Here is a 23,449-nt window from a genome sequence, read left to right as displayed (position 1 = left end):
TCAGCCCGCCTGCACCTGGATCGAATCGGCGCGGCCGATGGCGTAATACATGAGACCTGCTGCCTTGACCTGTTTCGGGTTGAACAGGTTGCGGCCATCAACGATCACGGGGCTGGCGAGTTGTTTCTTGAGCCAGTCGAAGTCGACTGTGCGGAACTGTTTCCACTCGGTGCAGATCACCAGGGCGTCGGCGCCCTGAAGCGCCGCATCTCGGCTCTCGACCAAGGCCAGGTCTTCACGTTCGCCGTAGATGCGCAGCGTTTCGTGGCGAGCTTCCGGGTCATAGGCACGTACTTTCGCACCAACGGCCCACAGCGCTTCCATCAGAGTGCGGCTCGGGGCTTCGCGCATATCGTCGGTATTAGGCTTGAAGGCCAGGCCCCACAGGGCGATGGTCTTGCCGGCCAGATCGCCATCGAAGGCCTGGCTGAGCTTGTCGAACAGCACGGTTTTCTGGCGGTTGTTGACCGACTCGACGGCTTTGAGCAGTTCGGCATCGTACCCGCACTGGGAAGCGGTCTTGGCCAGGGCCTGAACGTCCTTCGGGAAGCACGAGCCACCGTAGCCGCAGCCTGGGTAGATGAAGTGGAAGCCGATGCGCGGATCCGAACCGATACCCAGGCGCACCTGCTCGACGTCCGCGCCCAGACGCTCGGCCAGGTGGGAGATCTCATTCATGAAGCTGATCTTGGTCGCCAGCATGGCGTTCGCTGCGTACTTGGTCAGTTCGGCGGAGCGAACGTCCATGAAAATCATCTTGTCATGGTTGCGGGTATAGGGGGCGTAGCACTCGCTCATGCGCTCGCGCACGTGCGACGAGTCGGTGCCAACAACGATGCGCGGGCCTTTGGTGAAGTCTTCGATCGCCGCGCCTTCCTTGAGAAACTCGGGGTTGGAGCAGACATCGAAGGTCAGGTTGACGCCGCGCTCGGCAAGTACCTGGGCCATCGCAGCCTTGACCTTGTCGGCGGTGCCTACCGGCACGGTGGACTTGTCGACGACGATCTTGTGATCGGTCATGTGCTGGGCGATGGTGCTGGCCACGGTCAGCACGTACTTGAGGTCAGCCGAGCCGTCTTCATCGGGCGGAGTGCCAACTGCGATGAACTGCAGCTCGCCAAAGGCCACGCCCTCGGCGGCATTGGTGGTGAAGTGCAGGTTGCCCGACGCGTAGTTCTGCTTGACCAGGGCTTCCAGGCCCGCTTCGTAGATCGGCATGATGCCCTGCTTCAAACCGTCAATTTTGGCTTGGTCGACGTCTACGCACATGACCTGGTGGCCGGTATCGGCCAGGCAGGCACCCGTGACGAGGCCGACATAACCAGTGCCAAAAACCGTGATCTTCATTGATATATTCCTGAAACAAAACCGAAAACTGACTATTGACGCTCAGGCACCACCTGGGCCGTGGACTCAGTCCATGATCCCAAGCTTCTTCGCCAGCGCTGGATAGCGATGCCGTACGAACCCACGGCACGCATAATTGCCAAAGAACCAAAGTGCCACCGGCAACGGCAGCCGCTCGACCTGCCGGTAGACCCGCCAGGTAAATAACGCCGCTTTACGCTTGTTGGAAGAAATCGAATCTGCCCGAACGTTATAGCGCACCAATACTTGCTGAATGCCACAGCCATAAGGTGCTTTCTTGAGCAGGGCGAGCCAGAGGCCGAAATCCTGCCGCATCCGCACCAGCGGCATGAAGACCTTGCCGAAAAAACGGGTATCGTACATGGCGGTGGAGCACCCTACCACCGAAGTCTTGAGCATCGAGCGATAGGTGGTGCGTTGCGGCACCCCGACAACCGCAACGCGCTCACCGTTTTCCCGGATTTTTTCATAGGCGGTGAAGCTGAACGGGCATAGTTGCTGCTCCATGAAGCGCAACTGCACCTCAAGCTTTTCCGGAAGCCACTGGTCATCGCAGTCCAGGAAGGCAATGAAACGCCCGCGCGCGGCCTCGATCGCCGTATTGCGGGCGACCGCAGCGCCCTGGTTCTGCTCCAGGGCAATCAGCCGCACCCGAGGTTCATGCTGGTAATGGGCACGCACCGTGGCCACCGTGTCATCGCGAGAGGCATCGTCGACGATCAGCATCTCCCAGTCCGCAAAAGTTTGCGCGACCACGCTGGCGATCGTGGGCAGGATGAAGCGCGCCGCATTATAGGACGGCATGATGATGGAGACCGTCGGTTCACTCATTACTTTCTTTATCCTTTGCGCACCACAACTTCAGGTATTTTCCGGCTGAAACATTCACATCGAAACCGCTACGCACGCTTTGCGCAGCCGCGGCGCCGATAGGGGCGGCCGCGTCATCCAGCCCCGCCACGACCGAATCGATCACCGCCTGCTCATCGTCAGCTGCGAATACGAACCCCGTCCGACCATGCTCGAGCAGTTCATCGATACCGGGCGAATCACTGCTGACGCAGACACAACCCGCCGCCATGGCCTCCTTGACCGCGTTGGGCAGACGCTCCCCCGCCTTGGTCGAGAGCAGCACGAACACCCGGCTGCGGAACAACTGTTCGCGCACCTGCTCTTCACTCAGCCAGCCCAGGAAGCTGATCGCCCCTGCCAACCCGAGGGACTCCCCCAGTTGCTGCAGGCGTGACATTTCAGGGCCCGTACCGGCAATCACCAGGCGCGCCGCCGGGCAGGCATCGTGCACCCTGGCGAAGGCCCTGATGACTCGATCAAACCCCTTGTCCGCGATCAACCGGCCCGCGGTAAAAACCTGTAACGGCCGCGCGCCGAAACTCGACGCTGCGGCCTGGGGATAGGGCTCAAGATCGATGCCCCGGTGCACCACGACCGGCTGCGCCGAGGTGCCGAGGAAGGCGCGAATGGCGGCAACGTTGGCCTGTGCATGAGTGAACAGCACTTGGGTGCAGGCAAAGGCCCGCCGTGAGATTGGCAGTTTCATCTCCAGGTCGTAGGCGCCAAGGAACATCGAGGTGCAGCTCGCGGGCAAACGATCGCTGATGAGCAACGCGACCAACGACGGGAAGTGTCCCCAGAACAGGTGAACCACCTGCGGCTTGCTGGCAAGGATGCGTTTACCGGTCAAGGCGGCGGCAGGCACCAATGCCAAGGCCTTGAAGCGGTCCTTGATCCGCCAGCCGGGCTGCAGCAGCAGTGTGCACAGCAACTTGACGAGATTGCCCGGTGCCGGGAACGTCAGCATTGCCATCACACCACGCAACAGCCTGCTCACCCGGCCGGAAACACGGGGATTGAGCTGGTGGATATCGACTTCGCAGCCCAGCCGTTGCAACGCTTTGACATCACGCTGGGCAAAGGTCTCCGAAGCCACCGGATAGGTCATGAAGACCATCGCGACACGCATCGGGGGTTGATCGAAAGCCATCAGCTAGAAGCTCCAAGGATCACTTTTTCGTACTGGGAGGTGACCACTTCCACGTCATAGCGATCATCGCTGATCCCCTTGGCCATCGCGCTGCCGTCGAGAATATCGAGGACTGCCCGGGCCATCGCCTGGGCATCGCCCATCTCGACCAGTGCCCCCAGTCGACCGTTTTCAAGGATCTCTTGCGGACCGCTCGGGCAACGGGTGGCGACTACAGGGGTGTGGCAAGCCATGGCTTGGATAAGCACATTGGGCAACCCTTCCAGGCGCGAAGACAGCACAAAGGCCGAGGCTTGGTGCATGTGGGCGAAGGGGTTGTCGACGAAGCCCGGCATCCAGACCTGGTCGGCAAGCCCCAGGCGTTGCGCCTGCGCTTCCAGGGCCTGGCGCTCCGGGCCTTCTCCGAGAATGATCAGGCGCGCCGAGCGGACCTTGTTGACCAGCGCGAAGGCCTCCAGCAAGGTGCCGAAATCCTTGGCCGGCACCAGCCGCCCTACGCCCAGCAAGGTAGGCAATGCATCCGGCCAAGGCCATGCTGGTGCTGGCGCCATGGCCGCCTTGTCGCGCAGGCTCGGCTCGATAACGGGGTTGAGAATGACGTGTTTTTCCACCGCAGCCGGCAGTTGCAGAACCTGGGTCATCTGCTCCAGCACGCCCTGCGACACGGCAACCAATGCGTCCGCACGCCGATAGGCCCAGCGTGCCGCCCCGAGCAGCACTCGCCCTTTGAACGTTGCACGTTTCACGCCGGTGCCCAGCGTGTTGGCTTCGCGAATGACCAGCCGTTGGCGACGACCATTGCACAGCGCGGCAATCGCCGCCACGACGTTGCTGTGCATCAGCGACGAAACCAGTGCCTGCGGCTGAGCCTCGCGCAAGTAACGAAGCAACGGAAGGATTGCCATCAGCACGCGGCGCGCCTTGAGGTCGACCACATTGACCCGCTCATCCAAGTCTTTAAGGTACGGCCCGGTTCGAGAGCACAGTACGAAATCAACCCTATGCCCGCGCTTGGACAGGCTGTTGGCCAGCGTCACCAGCACGCGCTCGGCGCCGCCGCCGCTAAGCGAAGGGAGAAAGAACGCGATTCTTTTGGGTTCGGACATGTATCTTCAACGCGCAGAAGGGTAGGAACGCAGGATGTTGCCCGCTCTTGAAAACCAGGAGTACTGAGCATCGAAGTCCGCCAGAGCAGCGCGCCCAAGCGAGTGCATCAGCGCCGGGTCGTCGCGCAGTGATTGCAAGGCTGACGTCCAGTTATCGATCACCGCCGGCGGGCACAACACCGCATTACGACCGTCTTCGAGCACTTCGCGCAAAACCGGTATGTCCGAGCAGATAATGGCTTTACCTGCCGCCATGTATTCGAAGACCTTCAGGGGCGACATCCACTGCACCGTGTTACCTGTGTTCCCAGAAACGGAAACACTCTCCTGATAGGGTGCCAGCAACACATCGCAGGCCAACCGGTAGCGCTCGGCTTGCACAGGTGACATGTAGCCATGGACAAAGAAGTTGCTCAGCCCATTGACCCGACCGCGGCAGGCTTCGATGTCTACCGGCGTTCCACCCACCACGTGAAAGTCGGCCCAAGGCAACCGTTGAGCCATTGCCTCGATGACATCAATTCCGCGCCCCTGATAAAGATGACCAACATAACCAACCTGCAGACGCTCAGCCGCCTCGTGGTTGAACACTGCTGGGCGTACGTCGGGGCCGACAGGGTCGGCGCCATCGGCAGCAACCTGGATTTTCCCAGCGAGTTCTGGATAGCGCTGCAGGTAATAGTCGGCCAACGAGTGGGTAATCACCACCAAGGACTGGAATTTGCGGTTTCGGATCAGTCGTTTGAATAGAAATGTGGCAACCCTGCCCGAATCCTCTATAGGTGCATGGGACTCGAAGATCGTCGGTAAACCGAGCATGCAGGCCGCAACACACGCAGTGAGGTTGCGGCCAAATGCCAGATCGGCCTTCAACTGTCGCGCCCGCCACCCCGCCAGAACGCCATAAAGATATGCGCGTCCCTTGATGTTCGCCCACACCAGCTTGCTGACGTCGAAGCAGGGCTGAACACCATAGAAGGCATACAGGTCAGATACTGTCGGCAAGTCGGAGGGCTTGTCGGGCGCAATGAGCGTCACCTGATGCCCAATGGCCCCGAACGCCTGGCACATCTTCATGACGTGGACGGAATTGGCAGCGGTAGACGGTAGCGTCGAACTCGAAAGATAAGCCAGTTTCATAGCATTCGTTTCAACTTCATGACGACACGTTCCAGCAAAGTCGGGCGGAACAGCTTGAGCCCAACGAAGTCCTTGTGAATAGTACTCAGTTTGTTGTCAGCATCAGCCTTGATCTGCGGCCAGGCCGCGGGCTTTTTGCTGGCAACGGCAAAGATATAAATGGACGCGTCCGACTCATCATTATAGCTGAGGTACAGCGACTCCATGCCGTTCTTCTTGAACAAACGATCTACCGCTTGCGGAGTAAAGCGCCAGAAGTCACCGTACTCGGCGTGTTGCTCTTGGATGAACGGCAGCACGATGATCACCAAGTCCTTGCTCATTGCGCAAAGGTTGGCGAATGCTTGGTCCACTTCGAATACATGTTCAAGCACCGTATGGTTGAACACTACATCGAATTTGCCCTGCAAATTTTCAGGACACGGCTGTGTCAGGTCGAGGAATATTTCATTGGCACGATCTCCCTGAAAACCCCTGGCTTCGGATTTGTAATTGGTAACGAAGTACTGGTCGGAAGACGAAAAATAGCGCTCGTAAAAACTCCCGGCCTTGTCTTCATCGCGCCAGCCTGAAACGTTGACCACACTGCCTTGGCAGGCAGAGGCAAACTTCTTCAGTTCATCATTGGACCAGAGGCGTGCCTTCCTGAATTTCCTATCCACGATCATACGCTTTCACCAAATATCACAATTCGCATCACACGTTCACCACGAATTTCGTCGTCGATACATGCGTATTTTTGTGTTGAATCAAGGCGCGGGTGCAAATCTGCCCTGAACTCGCCTGTAATGTGTTTGCTACGGAAGAACGAGCGACTCCAAACCACCGCATTTACGGCACCGTCATAGATCATCAAGGTCTGCCGGGCCCATCGGTCGGGATAGGTGTCGGTAAGAAAGCGATGTTGCGCATTAAAGTAGCTGGGATGTCCATCGACCTTGAGCACATTCTTGCCAACCGCCTTGACCTCGAACTGATCACCGTGCAACAGGTACTCGTGATAGAACAGAGGACCGTCAGCAGTCAGCGCGCAGTAAATGAGCAAGGTCTGGTCATCACGCCAAGTATAATGAGACACGCGGCCTGAGTTATTCAATATCACCAGTTTGGCGCTTCCCCGATCAACCCAGAGCAAACGGCTATAGCGCTTCCCATCACGGACCCACAGGTGCAGGAAGATAAAGGCAGCCCCGGACGGGTTGAAACTCAAATGATTGATGTAATGCTCTGCGCCTTGCATGGACTCGACAGGGGAAAACTCAAAAAGTGCCGAATAGCTGACAACAAGGCTCTGCTGATTCGACGCAAAGTCGTACAGCATAATACCGCCCTGTTGCGGCACAGGCTGTGCCGATGTGCCATCCTCAAAAACACTGTAACCGTACCCTGGCCTCAAGCGCTGAAGGCGCGCGAAGTCTAGCGAAAGCCCCCACTTACCGTCTTTGGAGATTTCATAAAGCGGAAGCGGTGTGGTCATGACTATCTGGCCGGTTTCGACATCTTGAACCACACCAACATAGTCACTGCCAGAAGCGTGATTGTAGAAAACCTGCCGCGTCACCCCAATGGCAGGGTACCACTGCAAGCGACAACCTTGCTGCCAGCACCAGGCAGTAGTCTGGCCGATACCACGAAATTCCTCAGGGTTGTCAAGTTGGTAGTAGCCAACTTCCATAACACGGTGTGGAGCTGGGGTTTTCAACGCGAGATCAACACGTCCTGCAAGCACTCGTTTACCATCGGCGGCAAACGGCGAGACGTCATAATAGCCAAAGAAAACATGATTGCCTGGCGAACTCAGGATCACTTCTTTGCGACGTTCTGCGATGTGTCGGGACATTACCCACTCGAACATCCATGACAGCCGATATGAGACCATGCGTATGACGAACTTCACAGCACGGGTGAATTGCTTCTTCATCGGTTGAGTATTTTCCTGAACAGCTTGCGAAATGGCTGACAAAGCACCGCACGCTGGAGGCGTGGGCGAAGTTGATACGCCTTTGCGCAATCATCCATCCCTGACTCAGCCAGCACGAACTTCAGCTGTTCTGCAGTAATCTCGGAAGAAAAATCCTTGAACAGCTGACCCGCCTGACGCAGCACCGGCTCAGATTCGTAATCAGTCGTTTCAAAATTTCTGAACTCTGCGCTGGGACCGCAAAAGAAAAACGGAATCCCCATCTCAACACTATAAAGAAGGTATGACCCCGCAACATTTGAGCTTGCATACTTATGCTCTGCCAATATTTTGTAGAAATTCTGGGCAAAGTCCTGCCCCTTCCGGCCGCCGGCGGAATATACCCTAAAGCCGCGCCGCAGGTAGTCACGATGCCGACCTCTTTTGATGTCATCATCATGCATACATATATTTACCGGCTGGAGCTCTGCTGGCAGATCGGCCAAATTTTTACAGTACTGCTCAACATCGAAAACTGTCTCGACTATCGTGCCAGAGTGCGCTGGGAAAGCAATTGTCCCACGGGCCGCTGGTGCAGGAACTATACCTTCCCGCCTCCGGTAATGGATGAATGGCGCCCCCAGAATCTCGACAGGAACGTTGCTTTTCCTGCGCCAGGCTTCAGCCTGACGCGCATTGAAAACCAAAATCAAAGCGAGGTCTTTTTTCAGATCTGCATCACGTGGCGCCTGCAGCGTATACCAACCGTGATGCACTTCCAGCGAGAGCGGCAACCAGTCACCCCAATTCAGATGCTGCTTGACAAGCTTATTGAAGCCATAATTCGTTATCTCTTGGCCAAAAAAGCGCAACGCGAGTTTGGCGCCAAGACTAGGCGCTGGAGGTAAGCTGTCAAAACCAGACATTTCATCGCTAACTGCCAAATGCCTGATCTGTAAAAAATCAGTTGGATCACAGATTGGCTGTGGTTCTGGCTGTGTGGTCATCAGATAACCTGAAAATCATCGAAGGTGACTGGTGAATTGACAAAAATATCGCGCTTCGCAACTTTCCCGACAACTTGATCCATATATTTTGGTGCCAGCCCATAGCCTGGACGGACACTGCGCACGCAATCTTGGCCGATCACCTGCCCGGCCTTGATGGCCTTGACGAAATACAACGAGCGGCGAAACTTAACGTTGCCCTGCTCACTGGATTTGTACCCGTAATCTACCTGACCGAGTGCCGTATGTACCGTTTTTGCATCCCGGCATAGAGCAGCCAATTCCGGCGGTTGCAGTGAAAAACTATCGTCCGGCCCACCGCCAGCACGGTCAAGCGTGAAATGTTTTTCGATAATCGACGCACCGAGCGCGACGCTTGCAATAGCAGTCGTATTGTCCAGCGTGTGGTCCGAAAGTCCCGTGACCAGACCAAACCTAGACTTCATGTCAGTAAGGGTTCGCAAGTTATAGTCCGCGGCAGGGGCAGGATAGCCACTCACACAGTGCAAGATAGCAAGCTCCTTGCAGCCGCCACTCCTGGCGGCGTCAATGGCTTCCTGAATTTCTTCAGTATCAGCCATGCCAGTGGAAATGATCATCGGTTTCCCGGTACCTGCAACGTACCGGATCAAAGGCAGATCAATGGCTTCAAACGAAGCAATCTTGTAGGCCGGCGCGTTCAGGTCCTCAAGCAGGTCGACTGCTGTATTGTCGAACGGAGAACTGAAGATAGTAATACCCACATCGCGTGCATGCTGAAACAGCATGGCGTGCCACTCCCATGGCATTTGGGCCTCGAGGTAGAGGTCATACAACGTACGCCCGTCCCACAGACCACCATGTATTTTGAATTCGTCGGAATCAGCGTTCAACGTGATGGTATCAGCGGTGTATGTCTGCAACTTTACCGCATTCGCGCCAGCCTTTTTAGCTTCCTCGATAATCTTCAAGGCGGTGTCAAGGCGACCATTATGGTTCGCCGACAATTCGGCAATGATATAGGGAGGGCAGCCCTCACCGATAGAAACACCATTGATCTGCATTAGCTTCGACATACCGTCTCCTTTACATAATTTGCAGCAAACTCAACCCCCATATTGGCCAACACATCGACAACCGACAAATGCGAAGCAAACGCCTTGTTGCCGAGTTGAACATATTCACCGGGCGAAAAGCTCTGAAACACTAGATTGATCGATGTCTGTCTCTCGAAACCATCCGACTCGAGGTAGTCTCGAGCGCCCTGAGGAGAGAGGTAGCGATCACAGCCAAGCGCCTCGCAAATGCGAATGACATGCGCGGTACGCTCGCCACTGCATTTCAAATCCGAGGCTTGAATGAAACGCGTATCAAGCTGCAACAGCCTGGCCAGCCTGATGATGATGTCTTTGTTGAGCTCGAAAAGATGCGTATGCCGACTTTCGTTATACACAGGGTTGAGCACATCAAGCAGTACTTTACCGCCAGGTGTCTTTTGATAGGCCGCTTCGAGTGACTTCCAGTGCTTTCCACGCCACGTGGTGATTTCAGGCAGTTCGATATCTGATATCGGCGTTTGCAACGGCATCTTCTTGACCGGCACGCTCAGCATGTGTTCATTGCCCGACAACAGAATTCTGTTACGGCTTTGCCAGGATTGCTTCTCGAACTGTACATCATCAAGAAAAACGAATGTATCAACAGAGGCGATCAGATTGAAGTAGCCAGACCATGGCAAGTAGGTCGGCTGCATGATGGCACAGGTGCTCATTTGTTGACGACCCTCTGGAAGGAAGCCTGAATGCTGGCGATTTTGGCGTCGCGACCATAGTACTGCCACCCGCCTGGGATCACCGAGTTCTGCTCCAGCAGCACTGACAGTTGATCAAGCAGTTGCTTGTCCCTGAGGGTCAGTAGCACATAACGTTTCTGTCTCATAAATGCGGGGTCGATCATGCGGCAGGTCCACCCAAGCCGAGTCATCAAAAGCTCCGCGGCACTTTGCAATTGTTCAATGTCTGCGTCCGCTTCCAGGAAGCCCTCGACGGTCACTTTTGGCCCATTGAGGTCATAGCTGAATATCCGGGTGAACGGCATATCTTTACAGAACGCTTGGTAATAGACCGGATCCCGCGGCTGGTCGCCTTCTATTTTACCAACCAGGTTGAAAGCATTGATGACCGGCGTGTCCAACCTCACACCCAGAACCGCGTGCGCCAGCGCCGTCGGGTTGGCACACCAAACGGTGATATCCGCCTTGATCGGCTCCCTCCTCGTCTGGAAGCTCAACTGCCCTTCCGCCATGAGCGGCACTACCGGGGCTCGAAGATTGACAGCAATGCCACGGCGCTGGAACTCGGCCTCTACCCGTTCAAAAAAATCATTGTAACCCTTAACTGGCAGGGCGGCCTCCTGCACCGGCAATGGCGGTTCAAAGCAGTTTCTGGGTACGCCAAGCAAATCATCAGCCGTAGCAGAACGCTGCTTTTCTGCAACTACGTAATCCAGCGCGTCGGGGTAGTAAATGCGCCCCAGTTGCATGTGATGGCAATTGCTAACCTCCAGGTCCAAGGGGTCGCCAAATCTACGCGCCCATCCAAGCAACTCAAGCGAAACCTCCGGCGTATAAGCAGACAGCCGCTCATGCAGGTTTAGGAAGGTGCTATCGGTAAACTGGAACTTCGGTTTGCCCGGCACGACAACTTGGGCAAAGTTATCATGACGGATGGCCTGACCGAAAAAGTCATTAACAGAGCCATACCGATGCGGAAACTCTACCAACTTCAAGCCTGGAAGTTTTTTGGCAATAGCTATCGCATCAGAGCCGACGTTGAGGTACTGGCAGTTCTGGAAATAAACTTCCTCGCCCACGAGCAGGTCTCGATGAATGCCCCCGAGTACCTCTGCCGCCTCATAGACGCTCACGTCATGCCCTTGATCGTGGAGAGATAACGCCGACAAGCAACCTGTTATTCCACCACCAACGATAGCTATCTTCATTTTTTTCCCGGCACGCGGTACGCGTAGACAGCAAACTCGAAAGGTACCTGCGTATCTTTGACCACGTAGTCATTGCGAACAGTCAAGTACGGCGTAATCGTCTTTACATAGCTGAACACACGCTCAGGATCTACATACCAGAGGCCTGGATCACGATAGTCAACATAACTGCTCATCAAATTGAACGCCAAGCCCTTGTCGGCGACATCAAATAGCTTTTTCACGCTATCAGCGAAGAACCCCCAGTTATCGTCGAGCACATTGTTAAAAACACCGCTCACGAAAACATAGTCGAAACGCTCATGGCAGAATTCCTCCCATAGGCCAAATCGGTGCTCTGGGTGTTTTGCCCGCCCATGCACGAAAAAGTTTTCAAGAATATCGACGCCGGTGTAGGAAAACTCAATACCTTGCTGGTGCAGATATGTGGCCAAATGGCCAGTACCGCAGCCGAAATCCAGAATTTTCGCACCGTTCAGATCAGCGATCGACGCCAGGACAGCGAATCGTGCTTCCTGTGACGCTCGTGAAGAATACTGCGCCGCCTCAAAAGTGTCGCCATGAGTTTCCAGCAGGTTACTGTAATGAATTCTATTTTTTTCAGTCATACATAGGACTCCAAATGACAAATAACCTGCCTGGCGCCATCCACCGGGACGACTCCTGCACCAGTAGAAAGGTAGGGTAAAGCGAGTAACTTAGTGAAGGTATCAAGGACCTGATTCGGATCTGAAAGCACCGTTGGCTCCACCACGATCGCCCGCCCCTGGCTGGCAAAATAATGTGCCACCGTCGCCTGAATATCGGACAACGGGATCAAGGCACAGGGCACTTCCAAGGCTTGCAGCTCAACAGCGAACATACCGCAGGCCACAACTGCCGCTCGCGTGTACTTGAGCAGGTCGCCAATACGATCATGGGCGACCGTGAAGGCGACATCCTGTTTGCGGCACCATTCGATGACGTCGTTTTTCCAAGGATTCATGGGACCAATCAGTACATGCAGCGGAAAGGCCAGATGTTGAAGATCGATATTCTGCAGCAAGCGCAGGGTATAGTTACCGGAATCCGCCCCCCCCAGAAAAACCAGGATACTTCCATTAGTGCCCAGCACATCACTGCACTCGCGGCGCTGCTCGGAGACATCGGAAAACTCTTTACGCAGCAGGGTGTAACGCGGCCCGAGCAACTTCAAACAGGAAGCCGGCACCAAATTGTTATAACGGAGGTGGTTAGCCTCAATGGCATTCTGGTCCACCAGCACGTCGCACGCATGCCATCGATCAGCAAGATCATCAATCACCGCGATACGCGCACCACAGCCGCCGAGGATCCTCTCCCAGCGCGCATCGAGCTGGTAATGATCCACGCATAACCAGTCAAATGCTTTCTGATGACGCTCAACCAACGCGAGGGTATCTTCAGCGTCGAGCTGCCAATCCCAGCCTTGTGCACATTGATAATGACTCGACGACTTCAGCGGCCAGACTTCGAAAGCCAAGCCCTTCAATTTATCGATCAAATTACCTTCGAGTTCGACACAAATGAAGATCACCTCATGCTGGCGTTCTTGCAGTGCTTCTGCCAAAGCGATGCAGCGCATCACGTGACCAGACCCCATACCCTCAGAGGCGTCTACACGAAATGCGACAATCACACCAGTTCTCCGTCACCACGATTCATGAACTTGAACAACCACTCCGCACGCATCCAATCCTCCATCGTATCGATATCTTGAACACGGCTGCGTGGCAGGATCACTGGCACGGTGTCGGACAGGAAAACAGGCTTTTCATCCAACCAAGCTTCTGCCGTTCCCCAGCAAAATTGACCGGCATCATGATATGCCTCAGTCAAGTCTTGTGACCGCACATGGAAGTTTTCCGGATTAAACATATCAATACGATTGTCGGGCTTCAAATAGATAGCGCGCTGAATCGGATAAGGGAATGTGGTGACCGAAAGGGCAAAATCGCAGCCTTCACGCTCCATGGCCTGCAATCCATTTTGCAGATCGTGGCCTTGCAGCATGGGCGCGGTGGCATAAATGCAGCAGACTTGTGAAGCCGACCATCCCTGGTCGCGCAGCGTTTGAATCGCATGGGCGATAACCGGTATCGTTCCGGCCATGTCGCCAGATAATTCAAGTGGCCGAATAAAAGGAACCTCGGCACCACAAGAACGGGCGACAGCGGCTATTTCTTCATCATCGGTGGACACAACGATTCTGTCAAAGCAGCCGCTGGCTTTCGCCGCTTCAATCGACCACGCCAACATCGGCCTGTCGCAAAACAATTTTATATTCTTGCGTGGAATACGCTTACTGCCGCCGCGCGCGGGAATGATAGCAAGCCTCATGCTTTCCACCTTTTACTATGCATTTGAATACTGCAGCCGCCGAGCACAGCGGCGAGCAACCGTTTTATTTACATCGATGCTCGCTCGACAGCCAGGCGACGAAAGCGGCATCACCAGTAGTTACACAGCCGACACCCCGGCATCAGTCTTTACGCCCCGCTGCAAAGCGACAGTCAAGGCGCTCACTACGGTCTGCTGCTGCTCATGGGTCATGGTCTGGAACATGGGCAAACTGATGGCTTCACTGTAATAGCGCTCAGCCTCCGGGAAATTACCCTGTTCAAAACCAAACTGCCGATAGTACGGTTGCGTGTGCACAGGAATATAGTGGAGGTTGACACCAATCCCTTGCGCCCGCAAAGCCTCAAATACGTCGCGATGGCTTACATCGACTTTGTCCAACTGAAGGCGAATCACATAAAGGTGAAGCCCGGAATATCCATCAGGGTGCTGCCACGGTGTCGTCAGCGCAAGCCCTGCCAGCAAGGTCTCATACCGCGCTGCCAGTTGATGACGTCGCGCCACGTACTCATCCAGCCGTTCCAGCTGACTGATACCAAGCGCTGCCTGCAACTCCGTCATACGATAGTTGAAGCCCAATGCAACCTGCTCGTAGTACCAAGGGCCGTCGGGTGCCTGACTCATCTGTGCCGGATCACGAGTGATCCCGTGGCTGCGCAACAACGCCATCTTGCTTGCCAACTCGGCACTGTTGGTCAACGCCATCCCGCCTTCGGCGGTGGTGATGATCTTGACCGGGTGGAAGCTGAACACCGTAATGTCACTGTGTCGGCCGCAACCGATGAACTCACCCTGGTACTTACCCCCAATGGAGTGGGACGCATCTTCAATGACGCTGAAACCATACCGCAAAGCTAGCGCGTGAATAGCCTGCATGTCACATGGCTGGCCGCACATATGCACCGGGATAACCACTTTTGGAAGACGCCCCTCGCGCTCCGCCACCTCCAGCTTTTCAGCCAGTTTCAGGGGACAGAGGTTGTAAGTACGTGGGTCGATATCGACAAAATCGACGTGTGCACCACAGTACAAACCACAGTTGGCAGACGCAACGAAGGTGATGGGGGTAGTCCACAGCCAATCCCCCGCCCCCAGGCCAAGCGCAAGACAGGCTACGTGCAAAGCGGAAGTAGCGCTGTTCATCGCCAACGCATAGTTCGCCCCAACGTGCTTGGCCACCTGCTCTTCAAAACGCGGAACCATTGGCCCCTGCGTGAGGAAGTCGGAGCACAACACCCCAGTTACGGCATCGATATCTGCCTGGGTAATGTCTTGCCGACCGTAGGGAATCATAGTCACGCCTCTGCGAGCTTATTGAACTCAACCAGTTCCGGCACATTCAGGAAGTGCGGGTTGGCTCCCGAGTTGTACTCGAAGCCTTGAACTACCGGTTTGCCCCTTTCACCCAGCATGTTGACAGTAAAGTCATTATTACGGCTATTGAAGGTGATCGTCGGGCGCAGGACGAAGTGGTCTTCGAACTCCAAGGTCAGGTGCGAGTCGTCGGATGGGCACATGATCTCGTGCAGTTTTTCGCCTGGGCGAATGCCGATGACTTTCAGCGGCATGCCCGGCGCCATGGCTTCGGCCAAGTCGGTGATGCGCACGGAAGGGATCTTCGGCACGAAGATCTCGCCACCGTACATGCGCTCGAAGTTCTTCAGGACGAAGTCCACGCCTTGTTGCAATGTGATCCAAAAGCGCGTCATACGCTCATCGGTGATCGGCAGCGCATCAGCGCCTTCGCCGATCAGTTTCTCGAAGTACGGCACTACGGAACCACGCGAACCCACGACGTTACCATAGCGTACGACGGCGAACTGGGTCTTGTGACCGCCGGACATATTATTGGCGGCGACAAACAGCTTGTCCGAGGCCAGCTTGGTGGCACCGTACAGGTTGATTGGATTGGCAGCCTTGTCGGTGGACAGGGCGATGACACGCTCGACGTTATTTTCCAGCGCTGCGTGAATTACGTTCTCGGCGCCGTGGATGTTGGTCTTGATGCATTCGGTTGGGTTGTACTCGGCCGCTGGTACCTGTTTCAGCGCCGCGGCATGGATGACGAAGTCCACCCCGCGCATGGCCTGGACCATACGCTCCTTGTCGCGCACGTCGCCGATGAAGTAGCGCATGCACGGCGCATTGAACACCTGCTGCATTTCGTACTGCTTGAGTTCATCGCGGGAGTAAATGATCAACTTCTTCGGCGAATAGCGGCTCAGAATGGTCTGAACGTACTTTTTGCCGAACGAGCCGGTGCCACCGGTAATGAGAATCGTTTTATCGTTGAACATCTGTATATCCTGAGAATGAATCATGCGTGTACTGCCATGCGTCTGAAAGACTCATTACGCGCGAACAGTTCATCATAAGTACCTTGGTCGATGACGCGCCCTTCAGACATGAAATAGATCACGTCACACTGCTTCACGGTCGCCAGCCTATGGGCAATCATGATAATCGTTTTCTGACCGGAAAAATCGTGGATGGCATCCATGATCAACTTTTCCGTGATGCCATCCAGTGCGCTGGTAGCCTCATCGAGCACCAGCACTTCGGCGTTATCGTACAGCGCCCTGGCAATGCCAATACGCTGGCGCTGACCGCCAGACAACTGCACGCCGCGCTCCCCCACCTTTGTATGCAGACCTTCGGGCAAGGCGGCCATCAACTCATCGAGGTGGGCGAGGCGCACAGCCCGGGCCACCTTTTCATCGTCAATTTGGCTGGCCGCAAGGCCGAATGCGATGTTCTCACGAATGCTGCAGTCAGCAAGGAAGATACTCTGCGGTACAAAGCCGATACTGTTCTGCCAAGCGCGAACATTGCCATCATTGATACTGACGCCGTCAACTAGCAGCGAGCCACTATCCGGCGCAATCAAACCGAGCAACAGGTCGATGGTGGTGGACTTGCCAGAGCCCGAAGCGCCCACCAGCCCCACAGCCTTACGCGCTGGGATCAGCAGGTCGAGCCCCTGAAGCGCAGCCGAGGTTTTACCTGGATAGGCAAAATCCACCGAGCGTAGATGAATGGAACAGCTCACCGGCAGCTTCGCGCCCGTCACCGACACCATGCCCTGACTCTCATGCTGAAGTGCTTGCCGATAGCTCTCACGCAAGGGCTCGCGAATCGCTTCGAAAGAGGCCACGCTACCTTTGATCTGGGAGAAGCTGCTGTACATCTGCTGGAAGGCTGGCAATAGCTTCAATCCGGCAAGGGCATAGACCGCCAACACGGGAACGACCTGACCAAAATCACCCGCATTGATTTTCAGCAGATACAGCACCAATAGAATCACCGAACCGAAGGCGACAAGCTCCATGGCGTAGCGCGGCACCTGGCTCATGGCCTGGTTACCTGCCTGGCTTCGAGTGAAGCGCTTGTTGGCTTTCTCGAAGCGCTCGACGTACAAGCGCTGGCGCCCAAGCAACAGGACATCCTTAATACCGCCGAACCCTTCACTCAACAACTTGAAGCGCTCGGACTGCACAGCCGAAATCTCCTTGCCATTGCGCAACAAGCGTAAGCGCACAAAACGATAGAGCACCACATAGGCACTGCAGAAAATCAGCAGACCTACCATCGCCACCAACGGGTTATAAGCAATGATGGCCAGGCTCATCAGGGAAGCGAGCACAAACTTGGCGTTGAGTTGCATCAACGGCTGGATGATGCCGCTGGTTACGCGCGACGCTTCCTGGGTGATCTGCTTGGTTAGCAGGCTGCTCGAATTACTGGCATGGAACAACCACGGTTTGCCAAGGTAGTAACGAAACAACCGGCTACTTATCTGCTCACCCACTGCTTGCCCATAAACCAGCAAACGCCAAGTGGTGATCATCGAGAACACCCCACCACAAACCAGCACGGCCAGCACTACCAGCCCCAGCCAGAAGAGAAAGTCCGAGGGTGTTGCGAAGCCGCTGGCAGCGTAGATGTGTGCCAGCTTACCGGTGCCTTCCAAGCGAGACATATCACTGACGATCGCCATGAATGGCGCGATCGACGCGATACCGGCGATCTCCGCGAACGACATGATCACTACCAGAAACTGCAGACGGAGCAATCTGCGCCGTTGCTGCGGCGTCAACAGCGAGATCAGCTCCCTGATCAATTTGTACATTGTTCAAACCAATTGAATTCAAAAAAACGATTAGCGACGCCCACAGACGTCAGACGTCAGACGTTACGAACATACCAGGGCATGGCTTTGGCAATACCCGCCTGAATTTTGTATTCAGGCTGGTAGCCGAGCAGCGCCACCGCTTTGCCGATGTCGGCCTGTGAATGTTTGACGTCCCCGGCGCGATAGTCCCGATAAAAAGGTTCGCGATCATACTTCACACCGTTTTGAGCCAGTGCAGCCTTGAGCGCATGGAAAAGCTCATTCAAGTCCGTACGATCGCCCAATGCGACGTTATATACATTGTCACGGGCAGCTTCGTCAGCCGTTGCTGCCAGCAGATTAGCCTGCACGGCGTTTTCGATGAAGCAGAAATCGCGGCTGGTATCGCCCGTGCCGTTGATGAAAACCTCATCGCCCTTGATCATCGCAGCGGTCCACTTGGGAATCACCGCCGCGTAAGCGCCGTTCGGATCCTGGCGCCCGCCAAAGACATTGAAGTAGCGAAGCCCAATGGTCTTGAAGCCATAGCTGCGAGCAAACACCTCGGCGTAAAGCTCATTCACATACTTGGTGACCGCATAGGGCGAAAGCGGCTTACCAATCAGGTCTTCCTGCTTGGGCAAGCCTGGGTGATCACCATAGGTGGAACTGGATGCGGCATAGGTAAAACTGCGGGCCTTGGCATCCCTCGAGGCAACCAGCATATTCAAGAAGCCATCAATGTTTGTGGCGTTGGTGATCAACGGATCATCCAGCGAACGTGGAACTGACCCCAGCGCAGCCTGATGAAGTACGTAGTCGACCCCCTCACAGGCTCGTGTGCAATCAGCTAATAGCCGAATATCTCCCTCGATGAAGCTGAAGCCAGCCCATTGTTGCGCGCTAACCAATTCGCGTACTTCGTCGAGATTGCGCTGATGGCCGGTGGCGAAATTATCCAGACCAACCACCTTCTGCCCCAACCCCAGCAAGGCCTGCAGCAGGTTCGAACCGATGAATCCGGCAACACCAGTAACCAACCAGGTACGTGGTTCGCGGGCAAGCTCGGTGATCAAACGTTGATATCGGGTCATGTCGTTCCCTAACTCTCGATCATGGCAACACTACGACCGCCCGGTCAGTCAATCCAGGGACAAGGGCAGTGCTCGGGAGGTTGTATGTTATTACAGGCGAAGATCGGCCTGATCAGACGCAAGCAGGTATTTCAAGTCGTAGAGCACATGCTCCGTTCGACCGAGCCGACGAATCTGCTCAACCCCCATGGCCTTGAACTGCTCGTGGGCAACCGCGAGGATGATCGCATCGTAACGACCCTCGAGGGGCATATCGATCATCTGAAGGCCATACTCGGCATGCGCTTCGACGCTATCGACCCAGGGGTCATAGACATCCACCGCCACATTGTACTCGCCCAGCTCCCTGACTATGTCGATGACTCGGGTATTACGCAGGTCGGGGCAGTTTTCCTTGAACGCCAGGCCCATGACGAGCACCCGAGCGCCTTCCACATGCAATCGGCGCTTTAACATGGCCTTGACCAACTGAGAAACGACGTAGCTGCCCATACTGTCATTCAGCCGACGCCCTGCAAGGATAATTTCCGGGTGGTAGCCGATCGACTGCGCTTTGTGGGTCAAGTAGTACGGATCGACCCCGATACAATGCCCGCCGACAAGACCCGGTCGGAAAGGCAGAAAATTCCACTTGGTACCGGCAGCTTCGAGAACGGCCTGGGTATCGATGCCCAGCTTGTTAAAGATCAGCGCTAGCTCATTGATCAAAGCGATATTCAGATCGCGCTGGGTGTTCTCGATCACCTTTGCCGCCTCAGCCACACGTATGCTTTGCGCCTTGTGGGTGCCTGCCGTAATGATACGCTGATACAGGGCGTCAACGAACTCGGCAATTTCGGGGGTGGAGCCGGCAGTCACCTTGCGGATGCTGGGCAAGCGATGTTCCTTATCTCCAGGATTGATTCGCTCGGGACTGTAGCCGGCGAAGAAATCCTGGTTGAACACCAGGCTGGAGAACCGCTCCAGAACCGGCACACAGTCTTCTTCGGTTGCACCGGGGTAAACAGTCGATTCGTAGATGACGATGTCGCCCTGTTTAAGCACCTTGCCGATGCTTTCCGATGCGCGCAGCAACGGGGTGAGATCCGGCTTCTTGTGCTCGTCGATAGGCGTTGGCACGGTGACAATGAACACATTGCAATCACGCAGCAACTCAAGCTCGGAGGTGTAGATAAGGTGTCGGGCCTGACCAAGATCCTCGTCCGCGACCTCCAGCGTGCTGTCATGCCCCGCCTGTAGCGCAGCAATACGAGCGGCACTGATGTCGAAGCCGACTACCGGAAGCTGCTTGCCGAACTCGACAGCCAACGGCAGCCCCACATACCCCAGGCCAACAATGCCGAGGCGCACATTATTCAAATCGAGCGTCATGAAAAGGTCTAGTTCCGTAAGTAACAATCAAGGCAGGCCTGGCAGGTCATATCGCAACCAGGTGCTCCTCCCTGCGGCGGCCGAGCGGATAGCGCCTGATGCACCCTGCAGCCAAGCGCACAAGCATACACTGATATGAAAATTTCAGAAATTAACTACAGCGTCGGGCTTCGGCCTCACTGGAGGCCTGCATCAGCCGCATAATGGCAAATGGCCACCTTAAGTCACTTGCGCATTACGCTGCAGACGCATCGCAATGGCAATATGCCACGCTTGAGCACCAAATAGCCTATTCGCTTCAGACAATGAGCGCAGGTGAAATGGGGCCGATGACAGACTTCGGCAACCACACGACTACCGTCATAGTAGGTGGGGGAAAGGAATACCATGGGGCGGAGCCGTTTGCATTCAACGGATAAACGCACCATCAAGCGAGATGCTCAGCCTTTGCACATGACACCAAGGCTCCGGCATCGACAGGAAACGTCTTTACTTACCAGCTAGTGCTTCGCGACGACCGCTCGCGTGGATCTTGCGCTTGCCACGCATGAGCCCATACCCCGCTATAACAGGGCCTACCGCCAACCCCAGCACCAGCACAGCCAGCACCAGCACAGCAAGCGGCATCTGCGGCGCGGACCAACCGAACAGCACCAAGGCGACCGACTGCTGATTTTCCAATACGAAGCACAGCACCACCGCCGAGAGCAGCACCACGAACAACACCGCCAAAGCCCGCTTGAGGTTACGCATCAGAGTGTTCCTTGCATTCAGATAGGTTCGTGCTCGTCTTCATTGACGCGATCCCGCAACTCTTTGCCCGGTTTGAAGTGCGGCACGAATTTGCCTTCGAGGCTGACCGACTGGCCAGTCTTGGGGTTGCGGCCCACCCGCGGAGCGCGGTAGTGCAAAGAGAAGCTGCCGAAGCCGCGAATCTCGATGCGATCCCCGGTCGCCAGGCACTGCGACATCTGCTCAAGCATGGTCTTGATGGCCAACTCGACGTCCTTGGACGAGAGCAGCCCCTGATGGGTGACAATACGTTCGATCAGCTCCGACTTCGTCATATTTTTCCCTTCGTTATCAAGCAGCTAGATCATTGCTTAATCAGTTTGTAGCACGCTCCAGCAGATTTGAACAGGGTAGTTCTTGACTAAAAGAAAAAATTCAAGATAAGGCTACAAACCGACTGAACGGCGATTACCGATAACCCAGGGCGGGTGCAGCTGAATTGCAGGCATGAAAAAGGGCGACCGAAGTCGCCCTTTTTCTTACCGATCAAACAGAACTCAGTTCTGCTTGGCCATTGCTTCGCGCAGCAGCGCAGCCATGGTGGTATCGGCAGCCGCTTCCGGAGCGTTTTTCAGGCTCTGGATGGCTTCGCGCTCTTCAGCATCGTCCTTCGATTTGATGGACAGGCTGATGACGCGGGACTTACGGTCGACGCTGATGATCTTGGCTTCGATCTCTTCGCCTTCCTTCAGCACGTTACGAGCGTCTTCAACGCGGTCACGGCTGATTTCGGAAGCTTTCAGAGTAGCTTCGATGTCGTCGGCCAGGGTCACGATAGCGCCCTTGGCGTCAACTTCCTTGACGATACCTTTGACGATAGCGCCCTTGTCGTTGATCGAAACGAAGTTGGAGAACGGATCGTCTTCCAGCTGCTTGATGCCCAGGGAGATGCGCTCGCGCTCTGGATCAACCGACAGGATGACGGTTTCCAGCTCGTCGCCCTTCTTGAAGCGACGCACGGCTTCTTCGCCAGCTTCGTTCCAGGAGATGTCGGACAGGTGAACCAGACCGTCGATGCCGCCGTCCAGGCCGATGAAGATACCGAAGTCGGTGATCGACTTGATGGTACCGGTGATCTTGTCACCCTTGTTGAACTGGCCGGAGAAGTCTTCCCATGGGTTGGACTTGCACTGCTTGATGCCCAGGGAGATACGACGACGCTCTTCGTCGATGTCCAGAACCATGACTTCCACTTCGTCGCCAACCTGAACGACTTTCGACGGGTGGATGTTCTTGTTGGTCCAGTCCATTTCGGAAACGTGTACCAGACCTTCAACGCCTTCTTCCAGCTCAGCGAAGCAGCCGTAGTCGGTCAGGTTGGTAACGCGAGCAGTGACGCGAGTGCTCTCTGGGTAACGGGCTTTGATAGCAACCCATGGGTCTTCACCCAGTTGCTTCAGACCCAGCGAAACGCGGTTGCGCTCGCGATCGTACTTCAGGACCTTGACGTCGATCTCGTCGCCAACGTTGACGATCTCGGACGGGTGCTTGATACGCTTCCAGGCCATGTCGGTGATGTGCAGCAGACCATCGACGCCGCCCAGGTCAACGAACGCACCGTAGTCGGTGAGGTTCTTGACGATACCTTTGACCTGCTGGCCTTCCTGCAGCGATTCCAGCAGAGCTTCGCGCTCGGCGCTGTTTTCGGCTTCCAGGACGCTACGACGGGAAACGACAACGTTGTTGCGCTTCTGGTCCAGCTTGATGACCTTGAATTCCAGCTCTTTGCCTTCGAGGTGGGTGGTGTCGCGCACTGGGCGGACATCAACCAGGGAGCCCGGCAGGAACGCACGGATGCCGTTAACGTCGACAGTGAAGCCGCCTTTAACCTTACCGTTGATAACGCCCTTGACCACTTCTTCAGCAGCGAAAGCAGCTTCCAGAACAATCCAGCACTCAGCGCGCTTGGCTTTTTCACGGGACAGCTTGGTTTCGCCAAAGCCGTCTTCGACCGCATCCAGCGCAACGTGAACTTCGTCACCGACCTTGATGGTCAGTTCGCCAGCTTCGTTGTAGAACTGCTCGAGCGGGATGACACCCTCGGACTTCAGGCCAGCGTGTACGGTAACCCAGTCGCCGTCGATGTCGACAACGATACCGGTGATGATGGCACCCGGCTGAAGATTGAGGGTTTTCAGGCTTTCTTCAAAGAGTTCTGCAAAGCTTTCGCTCATTTTAATTCCTGTAGATTCGGGCGAAA

At 55.6% G+C, this 23,449-nt stretch carries 22 protein-coding genes; all 22 read right to left on the bottom strand.

Annotated features, from left to right (window positions below; translation table 11 throughout):
- A complete protein-coding gene (locus ACQ4N9_RS12745; RefSeq protein ID WP_390967711.1) occupies nt 1-1,347 on the bottom strand; it encodes a UDP-glucose dehydrogenase family protein in 1,347 nt (448 codons plus the stop codon).
- Nucleotides 1,348-1,413: 66 nt separating this feature from the next.
- The gene (locus ACQ4N9_RS12740; protein ID WP_390967710.1) at nt 1,414-2,199 is read right to left on the bottom strand and encodes a glycosyltransferase family 2 protein; all 786 of its coding nucleotides are present in this window, start codon (nt 2,197-2,199) and stop codon (nt 1,414-1,416) included.
- Nucleotides 2,192-3,370 (bottom strand): glycosyltransferase family 4 protein, encoded by a 1,179-nt coding sequence (locus ACQ4N9_RS12735; protein ID WP_390967709.1) that lies wholly within the window; start codon nt 3,368-3,370, stop codon nt 2,192-2,194. Before ACQ4N9_RS12735 ends, ACQ4N9_RS12740 begins: the two co-directional genes overlap by 8 nt.
- Entirely contained in the window at nt 3,370-4,476 is a 1,107-nt protein-coding gene (locus tag ACQ4N9_RS12730) for a glycosyltransferase (protein WP_390967708.1), read from the bottom strand. The genes ACQ4N9_RS12735 and ACQ4N9_RS12730 overlap by 1 nt, the downstream gene beginning before the upstream one ends.
- Nucleotides 4,477-4,482: 6 nt before the next feature.
- Nucleotides 4,483-5,616: a glycosyltransferase family 4 protein gene (locus ACQ4N9_RS12725; RefSeq protein ID WP_390967707.1), complete on the bottom strand. Its 1,134-nt coding sequence runs from the start codon at nt 5,614-5,616 to the stop codon at nt 4,483-4,485.
- Nucleotides 5,613-6,284, bottom strand: coding sequence for a hypothetical protein (locus ACQ4N9_RS12720; RefSeq protein WP_390967706.1), 672 nt, complete (start codon nt 6,282-6,284; stop codon nt 5,613-5,615). The genes ACQ4N9_RS12725 and ACQ4N9_RS12720 overlap by 4 nt, the downstream gene beginning before the upstream one ends.
- Nucleotides 6,281-7,537 (bottom strand): hypothetical protein, encoded by a 1,257-nt coding sequence (locus ACQ4N9_RS12715; protein WP_390967705.1) that lies wholly within the window; start codon nt 7,535-7,537, stop codon nt 6,281-6,283. The genes ACQ4N9_RS12720 and ACQ4N9_RS12715 overlap by 4 nt, the downstream gene beginning before the upstream one ends.
- A complete protein-coding gene (locus tag ACQ4N9_RS12710) occupies nt 7,534-8,523 on the bottom strand; it encodes a hypothetical protein (RefSeq protein ID WP_390967704.1) in 990 nt (329 codons plus the stop codon). Before ACQ4N9_RS12710 ends, ACQ4N9_RS12715 begins: the two co-directional genes overlap by 4 nt.
- Nucleotides 8,523-9,578, bottom strand: a complete 1,056-nt coding sequence (gene pseI / locus ACQ4N9_RS12705) for a pseudaminic acid synthase (protein ID WP_390967703.1) — start codon at nt 9,576-9,578, stop codon at nt 8,523-8,525. Before pseI ends, ACQ4N9_RS12710 begins: the two co-directional genes overlap by 1 nt.
- Entirely contained in the window at nt 9,566-10,273 is a 708-nt protein-coding gene (locus ACQ4N9_RS12700) for a WbqC family protein (protein WP_430932976.1), read from the bottom strand. Before ACQ4N9_RS12700 ends, pseI begins: the two co-directional genes overlap by 13 nt.
- Nucleotides 10,270-11,502 carry an NAD(P)-binding protein gene (locus ACQ4N9_RS12695; RefSeq protein ID WP_390967701.1) on the bottom strand — a complete coding sequence of 411 codons (1,233 nt, stop codon included), beginning with the start codon at nt 11,500-11,502 and terminating at the stop codon, nt 10,270-10,272. Before ACQ4N9_RS12695 ends, ACQ4N9_RS12700 begins: the two co-directional genes overlap by 4 nt.
- Nucleotides 11,499-12,110 (bottom strand): class I SAM-dependent methyltransferase, encoded by a 612-nt coding sequence (locus ACQ4N9_RS12690; RefSeq protein ID WP_390967700.1) that lies wholly within the window; start codon nt 12,108-12,110, stop codon nt 11,499-11,501. The genes ACQ4N9_RS12695 and ACQ4N9_RS12690 overlap by 4 nt, the downstream gene beginning before the upstream one ends.
- Nucleotides 12,107-13,159, bottom strand: a complete 1,053-nt coding sequence (pseG, locus tag ACQ4N9_RS12685) for a UDP-2,4-diacetamido-2,4,6-trideoxy-beta-L-altropyranose hydrolase (protein ID WP_390967699.1) — start codon at nt 13,157-13,159, stop codon at nt 12,107-12,109. Before pseG ends, ACQ4N9_RS12690 begins: the two co-directional genes overlap by 4 nt.
- Entirely contained in the window at nt 13,156-13,860 is a 705-nt protein-coding gene (gene pseF / locus ACQ4N9_RS12680; RefSeq protein ID WP_390967698.1) for a pseudaminic acid cytidylyltransferase, read from the bottom strand. Before pseF ends, pseG begins: the two co-directional genes overlap by 4 nt.
- Before the next feature lie 120 nt (nt 13,861-13,980).
- On the bottom strand, nt 13,981-15,174 hold the full coding sequence (pseC, locus tag ACQ4N9_RS12675) for a UDP-4-amino-4,6-dideoxy-N-acetyl-beta-L-altrosamine transaminase (protein WP_390967697.1): 1,194 nt from the start codon (nt 15,172-15,174) through the stop codon (nt 13,981-13,983).
- A 2-nt stretch (nt 15,175-15,176) separates the two neighbouring features.
- Nucleotides 15,177-16,178 carry a UDP-N-acetylglucosamine 4,6-dehydratase (inverting) gene (gene pseB, locus ACQ4N9_RS12670; RefSeq protein ID WP_390967695.1) on the bottom strand — a complete coding sequence of 334 codons (1,002 nt, stop codon included), beginning with the start codon at nt 16,176-16,178 and terminating at the stop codon, nt 15,177-15,179.
- A gap of 20 nt (nt 16,179-16,198) precedes the next feature.
- On the bottom strand, nt 16,199-18,010 hold the full coding sequence (locus ACQ4N9_RS12665) for an ABC transporter ATP-binding protein (RefSeq protein WP_390967694.1): 1,812 nt from the start codon (nt 18,008-18,010) through the stop codon (nt 16,199-16,201).
- A 56-nt stretch (nt 18,011-18,066) separates the two neighbouring features.
- Nucleotides 18,067-19,086 (bottom strand): NAD-dependent epimerase/dehydratase family protein, encoded by a 1,020-nt coding sequence (locus tag ACQ4N9_RS12660; protein ID WP_390967693.1) that lies wholly within the window; start codon nt 19,084-19,086, stop codon nt 18,067-18,069.
- A gap of 90 nt (nt 19,087-19,176) precedes the next feature.
- Nucleotides 19,177-20,457 (bottom strand): Vi polysaccharide biosynthesis UDP-N-acetylglucosamine C-6 dehydrogenase TviB, encoded by a 1,281-nt coding sequence (gene tviB, locus ACQ4N9_RS12655; RefSeq protein WP_390967692.1) that lies wholly within the window; start codon nt 20,455-20,457, stop codon nt 19,177-19,179.
- Nucleotides 20,458-20,946: 489 nt separating this feature from the next.
- The gene (locus ACQ4N9_RS12650; RefSeq protein ID WP_390967691.1) at nt 20,947-21,210 is read right to left on the bottom strand and encodes a lipopolysaccharide assembly protein LapA domain-containing protein; all 264 of its coding nucleotides are present in this window, start codon (nt 21,208-21,210) and stop codon (nt 20,947-20,949) included.
- Nucleotides 21,211-21,227: 17 nt separating this feature from the next.
- A complete protein-coding gene (gene ihfB / locus ACQ4N9_RS12645) occupies nt 21,228-21,524 on the bottom strand; it encodes an integration host factor subunit beta (RefSeq protein ID WP_110992525.1) in 297 nt (98 codons plus the stop codon).
- 222 nt (nt 21,525-21,746) lie between these two features.
- Complete coding sequence (gene rpsA / locus ACQ4N9_RS12640; RefSeq protein ID WP_110992524.1) at nt 21,747-23,423, bottom strand: 30S ribosomal protein S1; 1,677 nt, start codon at nt 23,421-23,423, stop codon at nt 21,747-21,749.
- Between the last annotated feature and the right edge of the window lie 26 nt (nt 23,424-23,449).

The organism is Pseudomonas sp. ES1 (assembly GCF_050586605.1).
Taxonomy (GTDB): Bacteria; Pseudomonadota; Gammaproteobacteria; order Pseudomonadales; family Pseudomonadaceae; genus Aquipseudomonas; species Aquipseudomonas sichuanensis.
This window is presented reverse-complemented; position numbering and strand designations above follow the sequence as displayed.

What these genes read in the sequence shown, in the direction of transcription:
- ACQ4N9_RS12745 (WP_390967711.1), bottom strand. Translation starts at nt 1,347, where the DNA reads ATGAAGATCACGGTTTTTGGCACTGGTTATGTCGGCCTCGTCACGGGT.
- ACQ4N9_RS12740 (WP_390967710.1), bottom strand. Translation starts at nt 2,199, where the DNA reads ATGAGTGAACCGACGGTCTCCATCATCATGCCGTCCTATAATGCGGCG.
- ACQ4N9_RS12735 (WP_390967709.1), bottom strand. Translation starts at nt 3,370, where the DNA reads ATGGCTTTCGATCAACCCCCGATGCGTGTCGCGATGGTCTTCATGACC.
- ACQ4N9_RS12730 (WP_390967708.1), bottom strand. Translation starts at nt 4,476, where the DNA reads ATGTCCGAACCCAAAAGAATCGCGTTCTTTCTCCCTTCGCTTAGCGGC.
- ACQ4N9_RS12725 (WP_390967707.1), bottom strand. Translation starts at nt 5,616, where the DNA reads ATGAAACTGGCTTATCTTTCGAGTTCGACGCTACCGTCTACCGCTGCC.
- ACQ4N9_RS12720 (WP_390967706.1), bottom strand. Translation starts at nt 6,284, where the DNA reads ATGATCGTGGATAGGAAATTCAGGAAGGCACGCCTCTGGTCCAATGAT.
- ACQ4N9_RS12715 (WP_390967705.1), bottom strand. Translation starts at nt 7,537, where the DNA reads ATGAAGAAGCAATTCACCCGTGCTGTGAAGTTCGTCATACGCATGGTC.
- ACQ4N9_RS12710 (WP_390967704.1), bottom strand. Translation starts at nt 8,523, where the DNA reads ATGACCACACAGCCAGAACCACAGCCAATCTGTGATCCAACTGATTTT.
- pseI (WP_390967703.1), bottom strand. Translation starts at nt 9,578, where the DNA reads ATGTCGAAGCTAATGCAGATCAATGGTGTTTCTATCGGTGAGGGCTGC.
- ACQ4N9_RS12700 (WP_430932976.1), bottom strand. Translation starts at nt 10,273, where the DNA reads ATGAGCACCTGTGCCATCATGCAGCCGACCTACTTGCCATGGTCTGGC.
- ACQ4N9_RS12695 (WP_390967701.1), bottom strand. Translation starts at nt 11,502, where the DNA reads ATGAAGATAGCTATCGTTGGTGGTGGAATAACAGGTTGCTTGTCGGCG.
- ACQ4N9_RS12690 (WP_390967700.1), bottom strand. Translation starts at nt 12,110, where the DNA reads ATGACTGAAAAAAATAGAATTCATTACAGTAACCTGCTGGAAACTCAT.
- pseF (WP_390967698.1), bottom strand. Translation starts at nt 13,860, where the DNA reads ATGAGGCTTGCTATCATTCCCGCGCGCGGCGGCAGTAAGCGTATTCCA.
- pseC (WP_390967697.1), bottom strand. Translation starts at nt 15,174, where the DNA reads ATGATTCCCTACGGTCGGCAAGACATTACCCAGGCAGATATCGATGCC.
- pseB (WP_390967695.1), bottom strand. Translation starts at nt 16,178, where the DNA reads ATGTTCAACGATAAAACGATTCTCATTACCGGTGGCACCGGCTCGTTC.
- ACQ4N9_RS12665 (WP_390967694.1), bottom strand. Translation starts at nt 18,010, where the DNA reads ATGTACAAATTGATCAGGGAGCTGATCTCGCTGTTGACGCCGCAGCAA.
- ACQ4N9_RS12660 (WP_390967693.1), bottom strand. Translation starts at nt 19,086, where the DNA reads ATGACCCGATATCAACGTTTGATCACCGAGCTTGCCCGCGAACCACGT.
- tviB (WP_390967692.1), bottom strand. Translation starts at nt 20,457, where the DNA reads ATGACGCTCGATTTGAATAATGTGCGCCTCGGCATTGTTGGCCTGGGG.
- ACQ4N9_RS12650 (WP_390967691.1), bottom strand. Translation starts at nt 21,210, where the DNA reads ATGCGTAACCTCAAGCGGGCTTTGGCGGTGTTGTTCGTGGTGCTGCTC.
- ihfB (WP_110992525.1), bottom strand. Translation starts at nt 21,524, where the DNA reads ATGACGAAGTCGGAGCTGATCGAACGTATTGTCACCCATCAGGGGCTG.
- rpsA (WP_110992524.1), bottom strand. Translation starts at nt 23,423, where the DNA reads ATGAGCGAAAGCTTTGCAGAACTCTTTGAAGAAAGCCTGAAAACCCTC.